Annotated in this window: 17 protein-coding genes and 4 tRNA genes; 3 read left to right on the plus strand and 18 right to left on the minus strand. The window is 67.2% G+C overall.

Annotated elements, in window-relative coordinates; genetic code table 11:
- A partial coding sequence (locus TU34_RS15695) for a CocE/NonD family hydrolase (RefSeq protein ID WP_045823851.1) occupies positions 1 to 1,945 on the plus strand: 1,945 nt, incomplete at its 5' end.
- Between the two features lie 84 nt (positions 1,946 to 2,029).
- Here the strand turns inward: TU34_RS15695 and TU34_RS15700 are convergent.
- From TU34_RS15700 to TU34_RS15760, 13 genes are all read right to left on the minus strand, one after another.
- Positions 2,030 to 2,533, minus strand: a complete 504-nt coding sequence (locus TU34_RS15700; protein WP_045823852.1) for a TIGR04338 family metallohydrolase — start codon at positions 2,531 to 2,533, stop codon at positions 2,030 to 2,032.
- Complete coding sequence (locus TU34_RS15705; protein WP_045823853.1) at positions 2,530 to 3,351, minus strand: DUF2786 domain-containing protein; 822 nt, start codon at positions 3,349 to 3,351, stop codon at positions 2,530 to 2,532. Before TU34_RS15705 ends, TU34_RS15700 begins: the two co-directional genes overlap by 4 nt.
- Before the next feature lie 106 nt (positions 3,352 to 3,457).
- Positions 3,458 to 4,180 (minus strand): 50S ribosomal protein L1, encoded by a 723-nt coding sequence (gene rplA, locus TU34_RS15710; RefSeq protein WP_045823854.1) that lies wholly within the window; start codon positions 4,178 to 4,180, stop codon positions 3,458 to 3,460.
- 124 nt (positions 4,181 to 4,304) lie between these two features.
- The gene (gene rplK, locus TU34_RS15715; protein ID WP_045823855.1) at positions 4,305 to 4,736 is read right to left on the minus strand and encodes a 50S ribosomal protein L11; all 432 of its coding nucleotides are present in this window, start codon (positions 4,734 to 4,736) and stop codon (positions 4,305 to 4,307) included.
- Between the two features lie 102 nt (positions 4,737 to 4,838).
- Positions 4,839 to 5,663 carry a transcription termination/antitermination protein NusG gene (gene nusG, locus TU34_RS15720; protein WP_045823856.1) on the minus strand — a complete coding sequence of 275 codons (825 nt, stop codon included), beginning with the start codon at positions 5,661 to 5,663 and terminating at the stop codon, positions 4,839 to 4,841.
- Between the two features lie 102 nt (positions 5,664 to 5,765).
- Entirely contained in the window at positions 5,766 to 6,212 is a 447-nt protein-coding gene (secE, locus tag TU34_RS15725; RefSeq protein WP_045823940.1) for a preprotein translocase subunit SecE, read from the minus strand.
- Positions 6,213 to 6,309: 97 nt separating this feature from the next.
- Positions 6,310 to 6,382 (minus strand) — tRNA-Trp (locus TU34_RS15730).
- Positions 6,383 to 6,609: 227 nt separating this feature from the next.
- On the minus strand, positions 6,610 to 7,695 hold the full coding sequence (locus TU34_RS15735) for a fused (3R)-hydroxyacyl-ACP dehydratase subunits HadA/HadB (protein ID WP_045823857.1): 1,086 nt from the start codon (positions 7,693 to 7,695) through the stop codon (positions 6,610 to 6,612).
- Positions 7,696 to 7,860: 165 nt separating this feature from the next.
- Positions 7,861 to 8,028, minus strand: a complete 168-nt coding sequence (rpmG, locus tag TU34_RS15740; protein ID WP_045823858.1) for a 50S ribosomal protein L33 — start codon at positions 8,026 to 8,028, stop codon at positions 7,861 to 7,863.
- 83 nt (positions 8,029 to 8,111) lie between these two features.
- Positions 8,112 to 8,185, minus strand: a tRNA-Met gene (locus TU34_RS15745).
- A 38-nt stretch (positions 8,186 to 8,223) separates the two neighbouring features.
- Positions 8,224 to 8,296: transfer RNA gene (locus tag TU34_RS15750), tRNA-Thr, on the minus strand.
- 153 nt (positions 8,297 to 8,449) lie between these two features.
- A tRNA-Tyr gene (locus tag TU34_RS15755) sits at positions 8,450 to 8,533 on the minus strand.
- Between the two features lie 291 nt (positions 8,534 to 8,824).
- On the minus strand, positions 8,825 to 9,679 hold the full coding sequence (locus TU34_RS15760) for a type IV toxin-antitoxin system AbiEi family antitoxin domain-containing protein (protein WP_150116564.1): 855 nt from the start codon (positions 9,677 to 9,679) through the stop codon (positions 8,825 to 8,827).
- A gap of 249 nt (positions 9,680 to 9,928) precedes the next feature.
- Here TU34_RS15760 and TU34_RS15765 point away from each other — a divergent pair, with 249 nt between their 5' ends.
- Positions 9,929 to 10,420 carry a YajQ family cyclic di-GMP-binding protein gene (locus tag TU34_RS15765; protein WP_045823859.1) on the plus strand — a complete coding sequence of 164 codons (492 nt, stop codon included), beginning with the start codon at positions 9,929 to 9,931 and terminating at the stop codon, positions 10,418 to 10,420.
- Positions 10,421 to 10,423: 3 nt separating this feature from the next.
- On the opposite strand, the gene htpX is transcribed toward TU34_RS15765, so the two are convergent.
- Positions 10,424 to 11,290, minus strand: a complete 867-nt coding sequence (gene htpX, locus TU34_RS15770) for a zinc metalloprotease HtpX (RefSeq protein ID WP_045823860.1) — start codon at positions 11,288 to 11,290, stop codon at positions 10,424 to 10,426.
- 84 nt (positions 11,291 to 11,374) lie between these two features.
- Positions 11,375 to 12,391: a polyprenyl synthetase family protein gene (locus TU34_RS15775; RefSeq protein WP_045823861.1), complete on the minus strand. Its 1,017-nt coding sequence runs from the start codon at positions 12,389 to 12,391 to the stop codon at positions 11,375 to 11,377.
- 130 nt (positions 12,392 to 12,521) lie between these two features.
- Here TU34_RS15775 and TU34_RS15780 point away from each other — a divergent pair, with 130 nt between their 5' ends.
- Positions 12,522 to 13,796 carry a geranylgeranyl reductase family protein gene (locus TU34_RS15780; RefSeq protein WP_275041760.1) on the plus strand — a complete coding sequence of 425 codons (1,275 nt, stop codon included), beginning with the start codon at positions 12,522 to 12,524 and terminating at the stop codon, positions 13,794 to 13,796.
- Between the two features lie 211 nt (positions 13,797 to 14,007).
- On the opposite strand, the gene TU34_RS23070 is transcribed toward TU34_RS15780, so the two are convergent.
- The 3 genes from TU34_RS23070 to TU34_RS15795 all read right to left on the minus strand — a co-directional run bounded on the left by TU34_RS23070 (position 14,008) and on the right by TU34_RS15795 (position 17,805).
- Positions 14,008 to 15,357 (minus strand): glycosyltransferase family 4 protein, encoded by a 1,350-nt coding sequence (locus TU34_RS23070; RefSeq protein ID WP_082080340.1) that lies wholly within the window; start codon positions 15,355 to 15,357, stop codon positions 14,008 to 14,010.
- A 537-nt stretch (positions 15,358 to 15,894) separates the two neighbouring features.
- The gene (locus tag TU34_RS15790) at positions 15,895 to 16,584 is read right to left on the minus strand and encodes a demethylmenaquinone methyltransferase (RefSeq protein ID WP_045823863.1); all 690 of its coding nucleotides are present in this window, start codon (positions 16,582 to 16,584) and stop codon (positions 15,895 to 15,897) included.
- 75 nt (positions 16,585 to 16,659) lie between these two features.
- A complete protein-coding gene (locus TU34_RS15795) occupies positions 16,660 to 17,805 on the minus strand; it encodes a glycosyltransferase family 4 protein (protein WP_045823864.1) in 1,146 nt (381 codons plus the stop codon).
- Positions 17,806 to 17,816 lie beyond the last annotated feature (11 nt).

The raw sequence follows: 17,816 nt of genomic DNA on the forward strand, positions 1-17,816 counted from the left end.
GCCCACCCTCCCGCTTGGCGATCCCACCGGCGGCGCCGACGCGCTGCGGTGGAAGCACCTCGTCGACGGCCCGCTCCGCTACCCCCACGTCAGCATCGACCGTGACGTCGAGATCCGGATGTCCGACGGCGTCCTGTTGCGCGCCACGGTGATCCGGCCGGCCGATCACCACCGTCGCGCGGTGTCGACGGCGTACCCGGCCGTGGTCAACATCAACCCGTACAACCGGGCGCTGCTCGACGTGATCGACACCGCCCTCCACTCGCCGGTGGTCGGGCGCGGTGTCCGCGGCCTCGCGGGCACCGTCAACATCATCGGCACGCCGCTCTCGGGGGCCACCGACGACACCCGCATCCTCTCCGGCGGCGTTCTCGACGTCTTCGGCATCAACCGCAACCTGGTGCGCAGCGGTTACACCCAGGTGATCGTCGACGTCCGGGGAACCGGTGCGTCGCATGGGAAGTGGCAGATCCTCGGCGCCCGCGAGCAGCAGGACTCGGTCGAGATCTGTCGGTGGGTGGCCGCGCAACCGTGGTGTGACGGCACCTACGGCATGGCCGGCTGGTCGTACTCGGCCATCAACTCGCTGCAGGCCGCCGACAAGCGACCCGAGGGACTCAAGGCGGTGTTCGCGGTCGAGGGGTGCGAGGACATCGTCCGCGACATCTACATCACCGGCGGACTGCCCTCGGCGTTCATCCCGATGTGGCTCTCGATCGTCAACGTCCTCAAGTGGATCCCGAACCCGGCGACGTCGGTGCGGGACATCCTGCGCGGCAACGCCGTCAAGTGGTTCGCCGACCGTGTGGCCTCACCGGCGACCGAGGTCGGTTCGCTCGCGTGGGGTTTCCTCACCGGACACGACGACCGCGTGTACGACGACCCGTACTTCGACGAGCGCGATCCCGTGGTCGACCGCATCGACGTACCGACGTTCCTCTTCGGCGGATGGCACGACCTGTTCGGTCGCAGCGCCACCTCCATCTACTCCCACCTGGACATGGAGCCCGGCCGCAAGCAGCTCGTCGTCGCCGACGGCTATCACGTCGACGCCGGATCGGGCTTCGGTGGACCGACCCATCCGCCGCGGGTCGATGTGCTCGAGCGCGCGTGGTTCGACAAGTGGCTCAAGGGGATCGACAACGGTGTCGACAACTACGGCCCGGTGACCCTCGAGCAGCAGGGCGGCTCGTGGACCTCCGGTGACTGCTTCCCGCGCGCCGGCGCCACGGTGCGTCGCCTCTACCTCGACGACAAGCGTTCGGGCACCGCGTCGCACGCGGTGCACGACGGCACCCTGGGTGGATCACCGGTCGCGACAGGCCGATCGCTCGGCATCCGCCCCGACATGCGTGGGCTGAAGTCACGCGACATGACCCAGGTGACCGCGGGTATCACCGCGATGTTCGGCAAGGACTTCACCACCGACGCCCGCCACCAGGAGGGCGGGGCGCTCGCGTTCACCACGCCGCCGGTCACCGAGTGCACGCAGATCAGCGGTGCGATGAACCTGCGATTGCACGTGTCGACCTCCGGACAGGAGGGCATCTGGGCGGTCACCGTCAACGACGTCGCCCCCGACGGCACCTCGCGTGTCCTCACCAACGGCGCGCTGACCGTGTCGAACCGCGCGATCGACCACGACCTGTCGGAGTACGCCGACGACGGCACGCTGCTGGTGGCGCACCACTACCTCAGCCGCAAGCGCAAGCTCCCGGTGCCCGCCGACGTCGCCCTGCCCATCGACGTGGACCTCGTCCCCACCGACGCCGTCCTCGACATCGGGCACCGACTCCGCGTCGACGTCTACGCCGGCAGCGTCCCGCGCTACCTCACGGTGATCCCCGACCTCATCCGCGCACACGGTCGCAGGCAGGACCTCGTCCTCGATCCGAAGCACCCCAGCTACCTGACCTTCCAGGCCATCGGCTCCCCCGGCTGGTGACCCGCCCCCGCCAGTTGGGCACGTAACGACGCCACTTGGGCACGTGACGACGCCAGTTGGGCACCTCGACCGGGCGTCGACCCCTCAGCTCAACGCGATGCCGCTGTCGGTGAGGATCACGCGGTAGACGAAGCCCGCCTCGGGACCGAGAACATCCGCGACCAGGTCGACGAGCGTGGTCGCGAACTCCGGTCCGTGGGGAACGACACCGGGTTCGGTCAGGTGATGCGACACCTCGTGCAACACGACGAGTTCCCGCAGCGCCCAGCGACCCTCCGCTGATTCGGGGACGGCGATCACCGGCGCCGGCGCCGATTCGTAATGCGCACTGCGGTGTCCACGACGGGGCCGGACCGCGACGGGGAGATGCGCACGCGGGAACCGCTCCCGCACCGACGGGCGCGCCAGCACCCGGTCGACGTAGACGCGCACCGACCCGACCGACCCGAATCGACCCTCCGGCGGGAGGGTGATCGAGGTGCCCGCGAGTTCCACCGTCGGCTGCTCCGCGGCGAACAGCGACAGCACCATCGCCTCGGCGGCATACAGTGCCGACCGTTGGGTGTCACGGCCCCTCGGGGGGCTCACCCCGATTCCAGTGCGCCGCGGCTCCCGTCGAGGTGGCCCTGCTCACCGAGTCGGGCACGACGCCCCGCGGAGTCCCCCGCGCGCCGCGCGGCCTCGGAATACCCGGCACTCGCGCTGGACCCCCGCCACGTACCGCGCGCCGTCGACTCCGCACGATGGAAGTCGACGACCGCGATCTCCTTGTCGCGCAACGCGATCTGGGTCGACGACGACCGTGCCGATGTCGCCGCCACGGCCTCGGCACGCGCCTCGTCGCGCGCCTCGGTGAGGCGGAGGCCGATCCGTTCGGCGAAGGCCGACTGGAAGTTGAGTCGCGCGGTGATCGGCGACAGCGGCGTCTGCTCGACCACACGCCGGGTGCGCCACCGCGAATGCTGGGTGACCACCTTGTGCGCGACCTCGTTCTTGTAGCCGCCGGCCTTCAGATAGGCATCGCTCGCGGCGACCATCTGCACCACCAGCGAGCTGTAGAGCGCCTCGGTGCTGTCGATGTCGCCGGAGAACCCGTAGGCGAGGACGAAGGTCGAGTTGCTCGCGACGTCGACCTTCACGTCGTTGGCGTGGGCGATCGCCACGAACAGCGCCACGTAGGTGCGCAGACCACGCTTGCCCTTCGTCCCGATCGCGATCTGCCGTGCCACCGGCGCGGTGCGGGCCGCGGCCGGATCGTGTGCCCGGGCGACCGCCAGATCGATCGACGCCGCCGTCGCCAGACGCTGCGCGGCCTGCATGAAGGTCTGCGCCTCGTGCTCGTTGTCGGTGCCCTCGGCCTGGCGGAGCAACCCGGCGATCCGGGTCAGCAATTTGTCGTCGCGCATATCCCTCAGACTATCGAGACCGCGATTCGGTTCCGCCGCAGCGCAGAAAGAACTCCCCGCGACGATCGTGATCGTCGCGGGGAGTTCGTGTACAGCTGTGACCTGATCAGGCCTGGGCGTCGGCGGGTACCGCGTAGTTACGGGTCACGGCCGGATCGACCGGGATGCCGGGGCCCGAGGTGGTCGAGACGGTGACCTTCTTGAGGTACCGGCCCTTGGCTGCGGACGGCTTCGCACGGAGGATCTCGTCGAGCGCGGCGCCGTAGTTCTCGGCGAGCTGCTCGGGCGCGAACGACGCCTTGCCGATCACCAGGTGCAGGTTCGAGGCCTTGTCGACACGGAAGTTGATCTTTCCGCCCTTGATCTCGTTGACGGCCTTGGTGACATCGGGGGTCACGGTGCCGGTCTTCGGGTTGGGCATGAGACCACGCGGGCCGAGGACGCGTGCGATACGTCCGACCTTCGCCATCTGATCCGGCGTCGCGATCGCGGCGTCGAACTCGAGCCAGCCGCCCTGGATCTTCTCGATGAGATCCTCCGCGCCGACCTCGTCGGCACCGGCGGCGGTCGCCTCGGCGGCCTTGTCGCCGACGGCGAACACGATGACGCGGGCGGTCTTGCCCGTGCCGTGCGGCAGGTTCACGGTGCCGCGGACCATCTGGTCGGCCTTGCGGGGATCGACGCCGAGACGGATGGCGACCTCGACGGTGGCGTCGTACTTCGACGAACCGGTGGCCTTCGCCAACGCTGCAGCCTCCAGCGGGCTGTACAGGTTGTCCTTGTCGATCTTCTCGGCCGCGGCCAGATATGCCTTGCTCTTCTTGCTCATGTGTTCATTCCTTCTCCGCAGCTACTGCGGATGGGTGGTGTGCGGACCGAGCCGGTCCTCCCACGCTTGCTGATTGATTGGTGGAGACGGCTCAGCCGTCTCCGGGTCGTGCGACGTCGCGAGCTCAGTCGACCGTGATGCCCATCGACCGGGCGGTGCCGGCGATGATCTTCGCGGCCTGCTCGACGTCGTTGGCGTTGAGGTCTTCCTGCTTGGTCTTGGCGATCTCACGGACCTGGTCCATGGTGACCTTGCCGACCTTCTTGCTGTGCGGCTCTCCCGAGCCCTTCTGCAGACCGGCCGCCTTGAGCAGCAGCTTGGCCGCGGGCGGGGTCTTCAGCTTGAAGTCGAACGAACGGTCCTCGTAGACCGAGATCTCGACCGGGATGACCGTGCCACGCTGCGACTCGGTCGCGGCGTTGTAGGCCTTGCAGAACTCCATGATGTTCACGCCGTGCTGACCGAGCGCCGGACCCACGGGCGGGGCGGGGTTGGCCGCACCGGCCTGGATCTGGAGCTTGATGATCCCGGCGAGCTTCTTCTTCTTGGGGGGCATCTCTCTTTTACCTTCGTGTTGTCTTCGTGTGTGTCCGACGACCCGGTCGCACCCGGTGTCGGACGTCCCGCGTCCGCTGGAGACGCGAAGTCGTGGAAAAAATCAGATCTTCTCGACCTGGGCGAAGCCGAGTTCGACCGGGGTCTCGCGACCGAAGATCGACACCAGCACCTTCACCTTGCGCTGCTCGGCGTTGACCTCGGAGATCGAGGCGGGCAGCGTCGCGAACGGTCCGTCCATGACGGTGACGCTCTCGCCGACGGTGAAGTCGACCTCGATGATCGACGCCGACGAGGTCTCGCCGCCCTCGGAGGTCGCGCCCGTCTTGCCGGCGACGGGCTTCTTGGCCTCGGCGCGCGGCAGCAGGAACTGCAGGACTTCCTTCATCGACAGCGGCGACGGCTTCGAGGTCATGCCGACGAAACCGGTGACGCCGGGGGTGTTGCGCACCGCGCCCCACGAGTCGTCGTTGAGCTCCATGCGCACCAGGATGTAGCCGGGCAGCACCTTGCGCTGCACCTTCTTCTGCTGGCCGTTCTTGACCTCGGTGACCTCTTCGGTGGGGACCTCCACCTGGAAGATGTAGTCGCCGACGTCGAGGTTCTGCACGCGGGTCTCGAGGTTGGCCTTCACCTTGTTCTCGTAGCCGGCGTAGGAGTGGATCACGTACCAGTCACCCGGTGCGCGACGCAGTTCCTTCTTCAGCTCCTCGACCGGGTCGACCTCCTCCTCGGGCTCGGCAGGGGTCTCGTCGGTGGTTGCCTCGTCGGTGCTCGGGGTGTCGTCGACGATGGATCCGGCGACGGCCTCGGTCAGCTCTTCGGTCGCGGCGACGTCGACCGGCGCGTCCAGGACATCACTGCCCGACTCGATCGCCTCGAGGTCGGCATCCTGGATGCTCTCGGTGTCGTGCTCAGGGGTGCTCACTGCAGCCCACGCTCCCTTTCATTGCTTACCGTGTGTGCCGCTGCGCGACGCACACCATTTTTGGCGCGAACGCCCGCCGTGATGTCCTCCGACCGGTCGGTGTCAGCCGAACAGCCAGAGCACGGCCTTGGCGAAGCCGAGGTCGATGCCCGAGATGAACGCTGTCATCACGACCACGAAGATCAACACGATGATCGTGTAGCGGACCATCTCCGACCGGGTCGGCCAGATGACCTTCTTCAGTTCTCCGACGACCTGTCGCAGGAACGTCCACAGTCGGACGAACGGGTTGCGGCTGGTGGCCGTCGAGGTGTCGGTCCGGGTGGACCGTTCCTTCAGGGCGACGCCGCCGGCGGTGGTCGCACCGTCGGTGTCGGCGGCGGCCGAACGCTTGCCACGCGGGGTGGACGAGCGCTTGCCGCTGGGCCGGGCGTCGGAGTCCGCGGAGGTGGCGTCGGCGCTGTCCGCGCCGGCGGTGGTGTCGGCGTCGGTTGCCTCGGCGTCGGGGACCGACCCCTTCGCACGGGCAGCTCTGTCGCGTCTGCTCACCTTCATCCTCTCGTCGAACGTGTGTCCGTCACGTGGCCGGGCCGCGTGATGTCCTGCGGTTCACCGAGAGCCGTGATGACACCGTTCTCGGCGAGGGCAGGGGCGACAGGACTTGAACCTGCAACCTGCGGTTTTGGAGACCGCTGCTCTGCCAGTTGAGCTACGCCCCTCTGGGCCGGTGACTGCACCGACCCGGTGGACACGACTCGCCCGTGCACGACCATCGTCGCACCGGAGGAGTCGATTCCATCTTCGTTCCACACAATCAACGCGCCACCCGTGGGCAGCGCGCAGCTCGGTGAACCTCAGACAACCGAGTGTACGACACCCGATCGTGCGAACTCCAATTCGCTCCGAGGTCACGGGCCGAAAACGCCTACCGGCGCCGTGGGCCGGATCAGGAGAACTGGACGCCGGCCAGCGCGCGGCCGAAGATCTTCTTGCCGTTCGACTTGGCGGTGAGCGCGATCTGTCCGCGCCGGGTCTCGGGGTCGAGCGACTTCACCTTGGCGGTGAGGTCCATCTGGCCGTAGCCGTCACGCGGGACGTAGACCGGCGCGGTGAAGCGCACGTTGTACTCGTAGACCGCGCCCGGGTCGCCGACGAAGTCGGTGACGTAGCCCGCGCTGATGCCCATGGTCTGCATGCCGTGGGCGACGACGGTGTCGAGGCCGACGATGTCGGCGATCTCGTCGCTGAAGTGGATCGGGTTCGGGTCGCCGGCCACACCGGCGTAGTTGATGAGGTTGCCGCGGGTCAGCTTCACCGTGCGCGGCTCGAGCTCCTGGCCGACGGTGAGGCTGTCGAAGCTGATCGCACCGTACGGCTTGGGCTCGACGGCCGGATCGGGCTCGGTGAAGAAGCCGCTGTGGTCGGGGATGGTCTGACCGTGGTCGTAGGTCGCGCCCTCGACGAGCATCGTGTGGGCGACGGTCTGCATGAACGACGGCGCCGGGGACTCACCGGCGCGGGCCACCAGCGTGGTCCAGGTGGTCATCACCGGCACGTCGTGCTGGTTGTGGATCTGGTTCTTGGTGACGAGCACGTCCGCGCCGCCCATCTGGCGGTACGAGTCGAGCGACACGACGCAGATCAGGCGGTCGCCGACCTCGACGGGCTTGTGGAACACCAGGCGCTGGTCGGTCTGCAGCATCTTCCACAGATCCCAGCCCTCCACCATCTCCTCGAAGAGACGGCGCTGGGCGATCATGCCGGGTATCGCGACGAACGACAGCGGGGCGATCAGCGTCGAGTGTCCGTTCGCGGTGGCCGCGGCCTCGTTCCAGTGCACGGGGTTGCCGTCCTGCACTGCGCGGGCGTACTCGCGGACCTTCTCGCGGCCCACCTCGTAGTAGTCCTCGACCGTGTAGTGGAAGCCGACCTGAGCCGCGGTGCGCTCGGCGATCTCCTCGGGCGACAGGCTCGTCTGGTTGGCCATGATCGCGAGGCGTTCCTCGACCGAGGCAATGGACTGATCACTCATGTGTCACCGACCTGATCTGTGTTGGTTCTCGACCGTGGGGGCGACCGTCGCGGCACACGCGCCGTGGTCGCCGGATCGCCGACTCCCGCGGGCGGTCGGGCACGCGGCCCGATCGAGACTCAGGAGATGGCGCGTCCCGCCGGTGCTACCGGCGGGACGGGTGGGTCAGCGCGATTCCTTGTGGCCCTGATGCTTGCCGCAGTTCGGGCAGAACTTCTTGATCTCGAGCCGGTCGGGATCGTTGCGGCGGTTCTTCTTGGTGATGTAGTTGCGGTGCTTGCAGACCTCGCAGGCCAAGGTGATCTTGGGGCGCACATCTGTTGAGGAGGCCACGGGGCTGCCTTTCGGGTGGATCGTTCTCGGGTACGGATGCCGGCACCGGTGGGCGCCGCGTCCGCTGAGCTTGTCTCTCGCAGTAGCGATGGCCGGACTCGAACCGGCGACCTAACGATTATGAGTCGTTCGCTCTAACCAACTGAGCTACACCGCCATGGCCGCCCAGGCCGGTGACGGTCTGGGAGTCCAGCGAGCCCCCTAACGGAATCGAACCGTTGACCTTTTCCTTACCATGGAAACGCTCTACCGACTGAGCTAAGGGGGCGGGACCCGAGGCGTTGTTCGACGCCCCGAGAGCCTTGTCGAGGTTACACAGCAGCCCCGAGTGTCGCCAAATCGCTGGGGTCCGATGCGCTCTGCGGGCTGGTCGAGCCCGTATAAGCGCAGCTCACAAGGACTTTCAGAAGTCCTTGATGAGTGGTGGCACGTGTAGGATTCGAACCTACGTAGCTTTCGCGACGGATTTACAGTCCGCTCCCATTGGCCGCTCGGGCAACGTGCCGTGTGTCGGACCCGCGCTCAGCGCGATTTGGCGACGCGATGAAGATTACAACGTCACCCCCACGGTTGCGAAAACCGGTGGTCACGGGCTGTTCGAGGCCTGCCGCCCCTCGTCCGCAGGCCTGATCACCGTGCGCATGCTCGATCACCTCGCGCGTGCCGCCGAGAGCATGCGGATCGTCACCGAGCATGCCGGTCGCCTCGATCAGCTCACACGCCGTAGGGCTCGGGCCCGGTTGATCGCGCGCTCGATGCGGGCGAGCACGACATCGGGCCGCCGGAGGAGCTCATCCTAGCTCCACCGCACCACGATGTACCCGAGGTCGACGAGTTCCTGCGCACGGAACTTCTCCTCGTCGAGGACCTCACGCAGCGATTTCTCCGAGTACTCGCCGAAGTACTTCCCCATCCCGTCGCACTCGCCGACGACGCCGAACTCCTCCCACCAGAAATCCACCCGCGCGACGAGCCGGCCGCGATCGCGGATCTCGTGCTGGAGCTCGGGGCTCGGGAGATTCGAGCGGCCGACGACGAGCCTGCTCCACGATTCCAGCGGGCTCTCGGCGCGGCCGTCGAGCATCGCAACGATCTCCCGCGCCCGGCGTGCACCGCGCATCGGTCCCGCGGCGGCGAGCCGATGCTCGAGCTCATGAAGCGTGGCCAGCCCGCGATGCAGGGCCGCATCGCCGACGACCACCGCGGTACGGACCGAGTCACGCCGGGCGAGATCGACGACCGTGCGAGGGACGGTCGTCGTGAGGCAACCGTCGACGAAGACGAGCTCGTCGTCGGTGACGTTGCGGGTCAGCACGCTGACCGAGGTGCGCTGCGTGCCCGATGCGGTGCCGCCCGGGCGCACCAATCGCACACGTGACAGGTCGGCGCCGACCACGGGCAGTCCGTGGTTGATCGCGGCCGCGACCTCGGCGAGCGCGGTACCCGGCGACATCCCGGCCAACACCGCCCGGGCGAGAGCGAGGTGTTCGTGCGCGGGGAACGCACCGATCGATGCGGGCCGCATGTAGTAGCCCGGCGCCACCGACACCAGCGAGCCGCTTCGCAGCGCCGCGGTGATCCGGTCGCGCGACACCCCCATCCGCTCGAGGTCGCGACGTGTGGCCACCGTTGTCAGGTTCGACAGGTCCATCCGTCCACCCTGGGACCGGCGGGTGACGGAGGTCGCGGCCAACAGGGGCCCGACGGCACCTGTCCACAGGTGGCGCACCATCCCCACCTCGGGCGGCCCGCGCACCGTTCGCGAGTCCGCGCACTGTTCGCACGCTGGCGACGGCACGCGAGCCGGGAGGCGGCATGCGAGAGGTTCGACGGCGTGCGAACGACACGAGGCGAAGCGAACCGAATCGGAAATCCGCGCGGGGCTGACTACCCTGGCGACATGGCAGATTCATCATTCGACGTGGTCAGCAAGATCGATCGACAAGAGGTCGACAACGCTCTCAACCAGGCCGCGAAGGAACTCTCGCAGCGCTACGACTTCCGTGGCACCAACACCAAGATCGACTGGTCGGGCGACGAGACCATCGTGATCACCTCCGACACCGAGGAGCGCACCGAGGCCGCGCTCGAGGTGTTCAAGGAGAAGTTGATCCGACGCGACATCTCGCTCAAGGCGTTCGACGCGGGCGAGCCGGCGTCGTCGGGCAAGGGCTACCGCCTGTCCGGCACCCTGGTCCAGGGCATCGACTCCGAGAAGGCCAAGAAGATCACCAAGGCCATCCGCGACGAGGGACCCAAGGGCGTCAAGGCGCTCATCCAGGGCGACGAATTGCGGGTGTCGAGCAAGAAGCGCGACGACCTGCAGGAGGTCATCTCGCTGCTCAAGGGCAAGGACTTCGAGATCGCCCTGCAGTTCGTGAACTACCGGTAGCGGCTAGCGCGGGCCGCGGGCCATCTCCTCGAGGCGCGCGATGCGCTCCTCCATCGGCGGATGCGTCGAGAACATCCGACCGATGCGCTCGCCGCCGCGGAACGGGTTGGCGATCATCAGGTGGCTCTGCGCGGCGATGTCGGTCTGAGGCGGCAGCGGCGCGGCCTGCACCCCGCCGGAGATCTTGCGCAGCGCCGAGGCGAGTGCGAGCGGGTCGCCGGTGAGCTCGGCGCCCGACGCATCGGCTTGGAACTCTCGCGACCGCGACACCGCGAGCTTCACCACGGTCGCCGCGATCGGGCCCAGCAGCGAGATGAGGATGAGCGCGAACGGGTTGGGGCCGTTGTCGCGGTTGCCGCCGAACATCCCGGCGAACATCGCGAAGTTGGCCAGACCGCTGACCACGGCGGCCATGGCGCCGGCGATCGAGGAGATTAGGATGTCCCGGTTGTAGACGTGGCTCAGCTCGTGTCCGAGCACCGCGCGCAGCTCCCACTCGTCGAGGATCTGCAGGATGCCCTGCGTGCAGCAGACCGCGGCGTTCTTCGGGTTGCGACCGGTCGCGAAGGCGTTCGGCGCCTCGGTGGGGCTGATGTAGAGCTGCGGCATCGGCTGGCGCGCGGTGGTCGCGAGCTCACGCACGATGCGATAGATGACCGGCGCCTGCACCTCGGTGACGGGCTGCGCGTGCATCGCTTTGAGCGCCATCTTCGCGCTGTTGAAATAGACGTAGGCGTTCATGCCGACCGCGAACAGGACCGCGACCAGCAGGATCGCCGGGCTCCGGAAGGCGGCGCCGATGGCGACGATGATCGCCGACATGGCGCCCAGCAACAGCACCGTCTTCAAGCCGTTTGCGTGCCCGTGCATGGTGGTCGTTCTCCTCGGGGTGAGCGGCGGGATTCACCTGCTCAACGGTCGAGGTGGCCTCGTGAGTTCCGACGGTCGGAGGGCTCAGCCGATGCGGTCGACGGTGTAGGTCACCAGCGACGTGAGCGCGTCGGTCGACGGGCTGGCCGGCAGCGCGGCGAGCTCGGCGAACGCCTTGTCGGCGTAACCGCGCAGCGTCTCGCGTGCGCGATCCATACCCGGCGAGGCGTTGAGAAGGGTGAGCGCCTCGGTGACGTCGGCGTCGTCGACGAGCGGGATGCGCTCACCGGAGTCGCTGACGAGCAGGGCGCGCAACCGGTCCGCGTCGGGACCGGAGTCGCGCAGCGCGTACAGCACGGGCAGCGTGTGGACGCCCTCACGGAGGTCGGTGCCCGGGTTCTTGCCGGAGTCGTCGGACTGCGAGCTGATGTCGATGATGTCGTCGGAGACCTGGAACGCGGTGCCGATGGCGTCGCCGAGGCGCGAGAGCCGTTCGATGTCCTCGGAGGCGGCGCCCGAGGTCATGCCGCCGAATCGTCCGGCCGCGGCGATCAGCGACGCCGTCTTCTCCCACACCACACGCAGGTAGTGGTCGACGGGGTCGGTGCCGGCCTGGTTGCCGATGGTCTCGCGCATCTGACCGGTGACCAGTTCGGCGAAGGTGTCCGCGATGATGCGTACCGACTCGGGGCCCAGGGTCGAGACGAGACGCGAGGCGCGGGCGAAGAGGAAGTCGCCGGCGAGGATGGCGACGCTGTTGCCCCACCGCGAGTTGGCGCTCACCGTGCCGCGCCGCATGTCGGCCTCGTCCATGACGTCGTCGTGGTAGAGCGTCGCGAGGTGGATCAGCTCGACGACGGTGGCCGCGGTGATGACCTCGGTCGCGTCGGGGCGCGGCCCGAACTGCGCGGCGAGCAGCGCGAACAGCGGGCGGAAACGTTTGCCACCGGCCTTGGCGAGGTGCGTGGCCGCCTCGGTGAGGAAGTCCTCCCCCGAGGAGAGTTCGGCGAGGAGCAGCTCCTCGATGCGGGCGAGTGAACCGCCGATCTCGTCCGAGAACTGCTCGGAGCCCATGTCCAGCCCCATGAACGTCGTCTTCACGACGCGACTCCCGTGAACCTCGTCCGCACGACTCGGCGCTCCACTTCCCACTGGGTCCCCGACTGATGTCACCGGACCGTCTACGACCGAGCGTAATCGTTGCGTCGAACGTTCGGTGATACTGGATCAGGTGACCTCTATCGCCGACGCGGACCAGCCGTCCCCCGCGCCCCTCCCGACCCACGCCGACGTGCTGGTGGTGGGCGCCGGGCCGGGCGGTTCGGCCACCGCCGCGCACGCCGCCGCGGCGGGCCATCAGGTCGTGCTGCTCGACAACGCCGTGTTCCCGCGCGACAAGACCTGCGGTGACGGACTGACCCCGCGCGCGATCGCCGAGATGGAGCACCTGGGCCTCGGCGCCTACCTGTCGTCGCGGCCGAAGATCGTGGGACTGTCGATGCGCGGGTGGGGCGCCTCGCAGCAGATCCGCTGGCCGTCCGGCCGCTTCCCCGCACACGGAAGTGCGGTTGCCCGAACCGAACTCGACGATCGCATCCGCGTCGCCGCACTCGATCGCGGCGCGACGATGGTGCAGGGCGTCAAGGCGGTCGGCGTGGTCCGCGACGGTGATCGCGTGAGCGCGGTCGAGGTCGTCGGACCAGATGGTCCGGCGCAGATCACGGTCGGTCAGCTCATCGTCGCCGACGGCGTGCGCTCACCGCTCGGACGCGAACTCGGCCGAGAGTGGCACCGCGACACCGCCTATGGCGTCGCGGCACGCGCCTATGTGCGATCCGACCGCGCGGGCGACGAGTGGATGGGGTCCGATCTCGAACTCCACGACGGCGACGGCGGACTGCTCCCCGGATACGGATGGGTGTTCCCCCTGGGTGCCGACGACGGGCTGGTGAACATCGGTGTCGGCGCGTTGGCGACCGCGAAACGACCGGCGCACATGGCGTTACGGCCGATCGTCGAGCACTACACGAATGCACAGCGCGAGCGCTGGGGGCTGCACGGCGCACCGATGCGGGTCACCTCGGCGCTGCTGCCGATGGGTGGCGCGGTGTCGGGGGTGGCCGGTCGCAACTGGATGCTCGTGGGCGACTGCGCAGCGTGTGTGAACCCGCTCAACGGCGAGGGCATCGACTACGCCATGGAGACCGGCCGCTTCGCCGCGGCGCGCCTCGGCGAACGCGATCACACCGCCGACTGGCCCGCCCTGCTCGCCGACCACTACGGCGCCTCTTTCTCCGCGGCCCGTCGCCTCGCCGGGGTGCTCACCGTGCCGAAGGCGGTGCCGGTGCTGGGACGGCCGGGCATCCGCTCGGCGGCATTGATGTCGATGGTGGTGCGCGTGATGGGCAACCTGATCACCCCCGACGACACCGACCTCGTCGCACGCCTGTGGCGCACGGCCGGTCGCGCATCGACGACGATCGACTCCCGACCACCCTTCCGCTGACCGTGCCGATAACCGCTGCCCACCGTGCCGAACTGCCCGCCGAATGCGGCGACGCCCTGTCCGGACCGAACCGGGTCCATCGGACACGGTTGATTCAACGTCAGTCCAGGTCCGGGCCGAACAAGTCGCCGTGGACCATCCTCGTCCCTCGTGTCACGAACACGATCACTTGCAGCCGTTCGCAACCATGGGTTTTCTTCGCCTCATCCCATCAGCGCTCTGACCGAGAAGCACCATTCGCGTCGTCCTCCATACCCTGCAGAATCTCGTTGTAGAGTTGCGCGACACGTGCCTGCAAGGCATCCGAACCAAACTCACGACTTGCCGCTGCTTTCAGTTGTTCGGCCTCGGCCCACGCCCGACCGCGTTCATTGAGCGCGGAAACAATTGCAGAAGCGAACTTTGCCGCGTCGTCCGCGACACACCAGATGTCGCCTGCAAAAGGTATTCCTTCTATCCCGCATGTCGTACTGACAAGGGGCACTCCCGACAGAATCGCGGAAGCAGACTTGAACTTGAGGCCGGCCCCGAGTTGCAGAGGCGCAACACACAAGGAGATTCCGGCATAGGCGTCTGCCATATTTGCCAGGCGGCCAGTTGCATGAATTGACGGGTGAGCTTCAAGAAGATCATTCAGGTCTTCCGGTGCTCCCGAGCCGGCAACTCGCAAAATCGCGTCGGGTCTCGCTCGCAGGACATCGGGCCAGATGGTTCCGACCAGGAAGCGCACGGCGTCCACATTCTCCGGTCGGGAGAGGGCACCCTCGAACAAGACAATATACTTCTCGGTGGGCGAAACTGCGTAACTCGGAACCTCCGGAGGAATTATGTGGCATACAGCGTCTTTGCAAATATCCGAAACCAGCGATTGGTCTTTCTCACTGAACACCACTACATGATCAAGATATGAGAGGAGACGCCTTTCACGCCGGCTATACATTTTTACTCTCACATGACCCGCACTACATCTGTAAAGAAATCCCCTCCTCGCCACCTCGCGCTCGATTCGTTGCAGAACCACGTCGTGAACAACACCCACCACAGCAGCCTGTCGATTCATGTTTCTGACAAGGGGCGCCAAACCAAAGTACTCAGTCCATTGAAGTTCTACGATTGACGCGCTTCTGATCGTGGACACGAAGTCGGAGTCGGAGCGGATACCATGAATAAATCCTCGGTCGAGAGAAATCAGACTGAGCTCGCGCAACCGCGTCTGAACAAAATCGCCCACGAGCGTGCGACTCCAATGCGCTCGCGGAATGATACGTGATTCGAATGGCTCATTAAGATTCGCCCTTGCCGCGTCAGGGCTGACATGAAAACCATCGGCGAAGGAAACCACCGACAAAACCTTGCTCGTAGCCAGCGAAAAGCGGTAGTAGTACAGGCCCCCAGCGGTCTCCAGACGTGATGATGGCGCGTACATGCCCACCGTCACCAGAGTTCTTTTATGGTTCATGATCCGCCACGGCCAGCCTGTTGTTGGTTCTTCCGACGCGAACGGCGTCGCCGATGCAGTCCCCTGGAGCCTCAGACCACTTCTTGTCATTGAGATGATCATCCGCGAACTCGAGGGCCGACTCTGAAACTTTGTCTCTCAACTGTCGATGTCTCGCCACACTCAGCTGAGCCTGTTTCAGCATCTGTGCGTCGTCATGGGGGACCACAGTGCTCCGAGAACTTTTCAGCAAGTCCGTGACACCCCCGACGTCCGTTCCGAGCGACAGGAGGCCCGCGCCCGAAGGGCCTCGTCAATCACGAAGGGACGCACCTCGCGCCCAACAGAAGGAGCCACAAAAGCAAAGCCCTGTCCGTGTACGGTTCGATACTCTGATACGGAAGGTTACCAATGAACGAGACGTCGGCGTCGGCGTCGAGATCATCTGCAAGACGCCTCAGCGCCTGTTCCTCGCCGCCCGGATCCGACGACGTCGAGTGCCAAGTGGGATGCCGGCGCCGCTCTGAGCAGAGTGTCAACACTCTCGATCGGGCACTTATCTGTATCGAGTGGCCAGCTTCTCGGAACGAGCGTGCATCTGCTGCCGGGATTCGTGGAGGTGCCCGATCGACGCGATTAAGTGCCCGATCGACGGGGCGGCTACTTGACGGCGCGGTGGAGCGCGGCGATGCCGCCGGTGAGGTTGCGCCAGCGGACGCTGTCGAATCCGGCCGAGGCGATCTTGGCCGCCAGACCCGCCTGATCGGGCCAGGCGCGAATCGACTCGGCGAGGTAGACGTACGCCTCAGGGTTGCTCGACACCTTCGTCGCGACCGACGGCAGCGCCTTCATCAGGTACTCCATGTACACCGTGCGGAACGGTCCGAACACCGGCGTCGAGAACTCGCAGATCACCAGTCGCCCAGCAGGTTTCAGCACGCGGTACAGCTCGGCGAGTGCCGTGTCGACCGAGGCGACATTGCGCAGACCGAACGAGATCGTGGCCGCGTCGAAGCTCTCGTCGGCGAACGGGAGGGTCAGGGCGTCGGCCGCGACCTTCGGCACCGGCCGCTTGTATCCGGCCTTGAGCATCCCCAGCGAGAAATCGGCGGCGATGCAGTGCGCACCCGACTGGGCGAGTTCCTCGGTCGAGACGGCCGTACCGGCGGCGAGGTCGAGCACGACATCACCCGGTCCGAGACCGAGCGCGTGGCGGGTCGCGGTGCGCCACCCACGGTCCTGACCGAAGGAGAGCACGGTGTTGGTGATGTCGTAGCGGCGCGCGACGCCGTCGAACATCGCGGCGACATCGGCGGGTGCTTTGTCGAGGCCGGCGCGGGTCGAGGTCATGGCGTCAACGTTACGTGGCCATCGGCGCCGAACGCACCGAGAGGCCCACCACAGACGGGCCACGCAGCCCGTGGATCAGGCAGAACGACGCACGCCGAGGCTGCCGGCGCGGCCGAGAACGGCGTCGTAGTGGCCGAGAAGCTGATCGCAGATCGACGGCCACGTCTTGCCCGCGACACCGCGCCGCGCGGCCGCACCGAACTCGGTGCCCACGGACGAGTCGACGAGGGTGTCGACGGCATCGGGCAGGCGCTGCGAGAAGGTCGGCACGTCCAGCAGGTAGCCGGTGCGGAAGTTCGCGATGAGGTCCTTCGGGCCGCCGGCGTCGGGGCCGATCACCGGGATGCCGCTGGCCTGCGCCTCCTGCACCGCCTGGCAGAAGGTCTCGTGCTCTCCGGGGTGCACGAAGACGTCCATGCTGGCGTAGGCGCGGGCGAGTTCGAGACCGCCGAGTTCGCCGGTGAATACCGCATCGGGCATCAGTTTCTCGAGGCGGGCGCGCTCGGGGCCGCCACCGACGATGACGAGTTGCCGGTCGCGCCGGCCCGAGAGCACCGCGAGGCGCTCGACGTGCTTCTCCGGCGCGAGCCGTCCGACGAACCCGACGATCGGCACACCGTTCGGGCTCCACTGCGCACGCAGGTCGTGGTCGCGACGGTCGGGGTGGAAGCGCTCCGCGTCGACACCGCGACCCCAGCGGAACACGCGCGGAACCCCATGGTCCTGCAGCGCTTTCACCGACACCGTCGACGGCGCGAGGGTGCGGTCGCACGCGGCGTGGAGGCGACGGGTCCACGACCACGCGGCACGCGTCCCGATCCCGATGCCGTAGCTGGCGGCGAATCCGGCGACGTCGGTCTGGAACACCGCGACGGTGGGGATGCCGAGTCGGCGCGCGGCGTGGGCAGCGACGGCGCCGATCACGAACGGCGAGGCGAGGTGGACCACGTCGGGCGCGAAATCGGCCATAGCGCGGTACAGCGAGCGATGCGGCACGCCGACCGGCAGGCTCGACACCTTCGGCACCATCAGCGACGGTACGAGATGTACCGGCACACCGTCGATCTCGCGGGGAGCCGCCGGCATCCCGCGAGGGGTGTCCGGGGCGAAGATCATCGCCTCGTGCCCGTGCGCCGTGAGGTGCTCGCAGACGCGCAACACCGAGTTCACGACACCGTTCATGTTGGGCAGGAAGCTCTCTGCCACTATCGCCAATCGCACGCATTCAGTGT

Origin of the sequence: Williamsia herbipolensis (assembly GCF_000964005.1) — a bacterium.
GTDB classification, from domain to species: Bacteria; Actinomycetota; Actinomycetes; order Mycobacteriales; family Mycobacteriaceae; genus Williamsia_A; species Williamsia_A herbipolensis.

Excerpts from the sequence above, each read along its gene's own strand:
- rplK (WP_045823855.1), bottom strand. The coding sequence starts at position 4,736 with ATGCCCCCCAAGAAGAAGAAGCTCGCCGGGATCATCAAGCTCCAGATC.
- TU34_RS15760 (WP_150116564.1), bottom strand. The coding sequence starts at position 9,679 with ATGGACCTGTCGAACCTGACAACGGTGGCCACACGTCGCGACCTCGAG.
- TU34_RS15735 (WP_045823857.1), bottom strand. The coding sequence starts at position 7,695 with ATGAGTGATCAGTCCATTGCCTCGGTCGAGGAACGCCTCGCGATCATG.
- TU34_RS15790 (WP_045823863.1), bottom strand. The coding sequence starts at position 16,584 with ATGACCTCGACCCGCGCCGGCCTCGACAAAGCACCCGCCGATGTCGCC.
- rplA (WP_045823854.1), bottom strand. The coding sequence starts at position 4,180 with ATGAGCAAGAAGAGCAAGGCATATCTGGCCGCGGCCGAGAAGATCGAC.
- htpX (WP_045823860.1), bottom strand. The coding sequence starts at position 11,290 with ATGCACGGGCACGCAAACGGCTTGAAGACGGTGCTGTTGCTGGGCGCC.
- TU34_RS15705 (WP_045823853.1), bottom strand. The coding sequence starts at position 3,351 with ATGCGCGACGACAAATTGCTGACCCGGATCGCCGGGTTGCTCCGCCAG.
- TU34_RS23070 (WP_082080340.1), bottom strand. The coding sequence starts at position 15,357 with ATGATCATCTCAATGACAAGAAGTGGTCTGAGGCTCCAGGGGACTGCA.
- TU34_RS15765 (WP_045823859.1), top strand. The coding sequence starts at position 9,929 with ATGGCAGATTCATCATTCGACGTGGTCAGCAAGATCGATCGACAAGAG.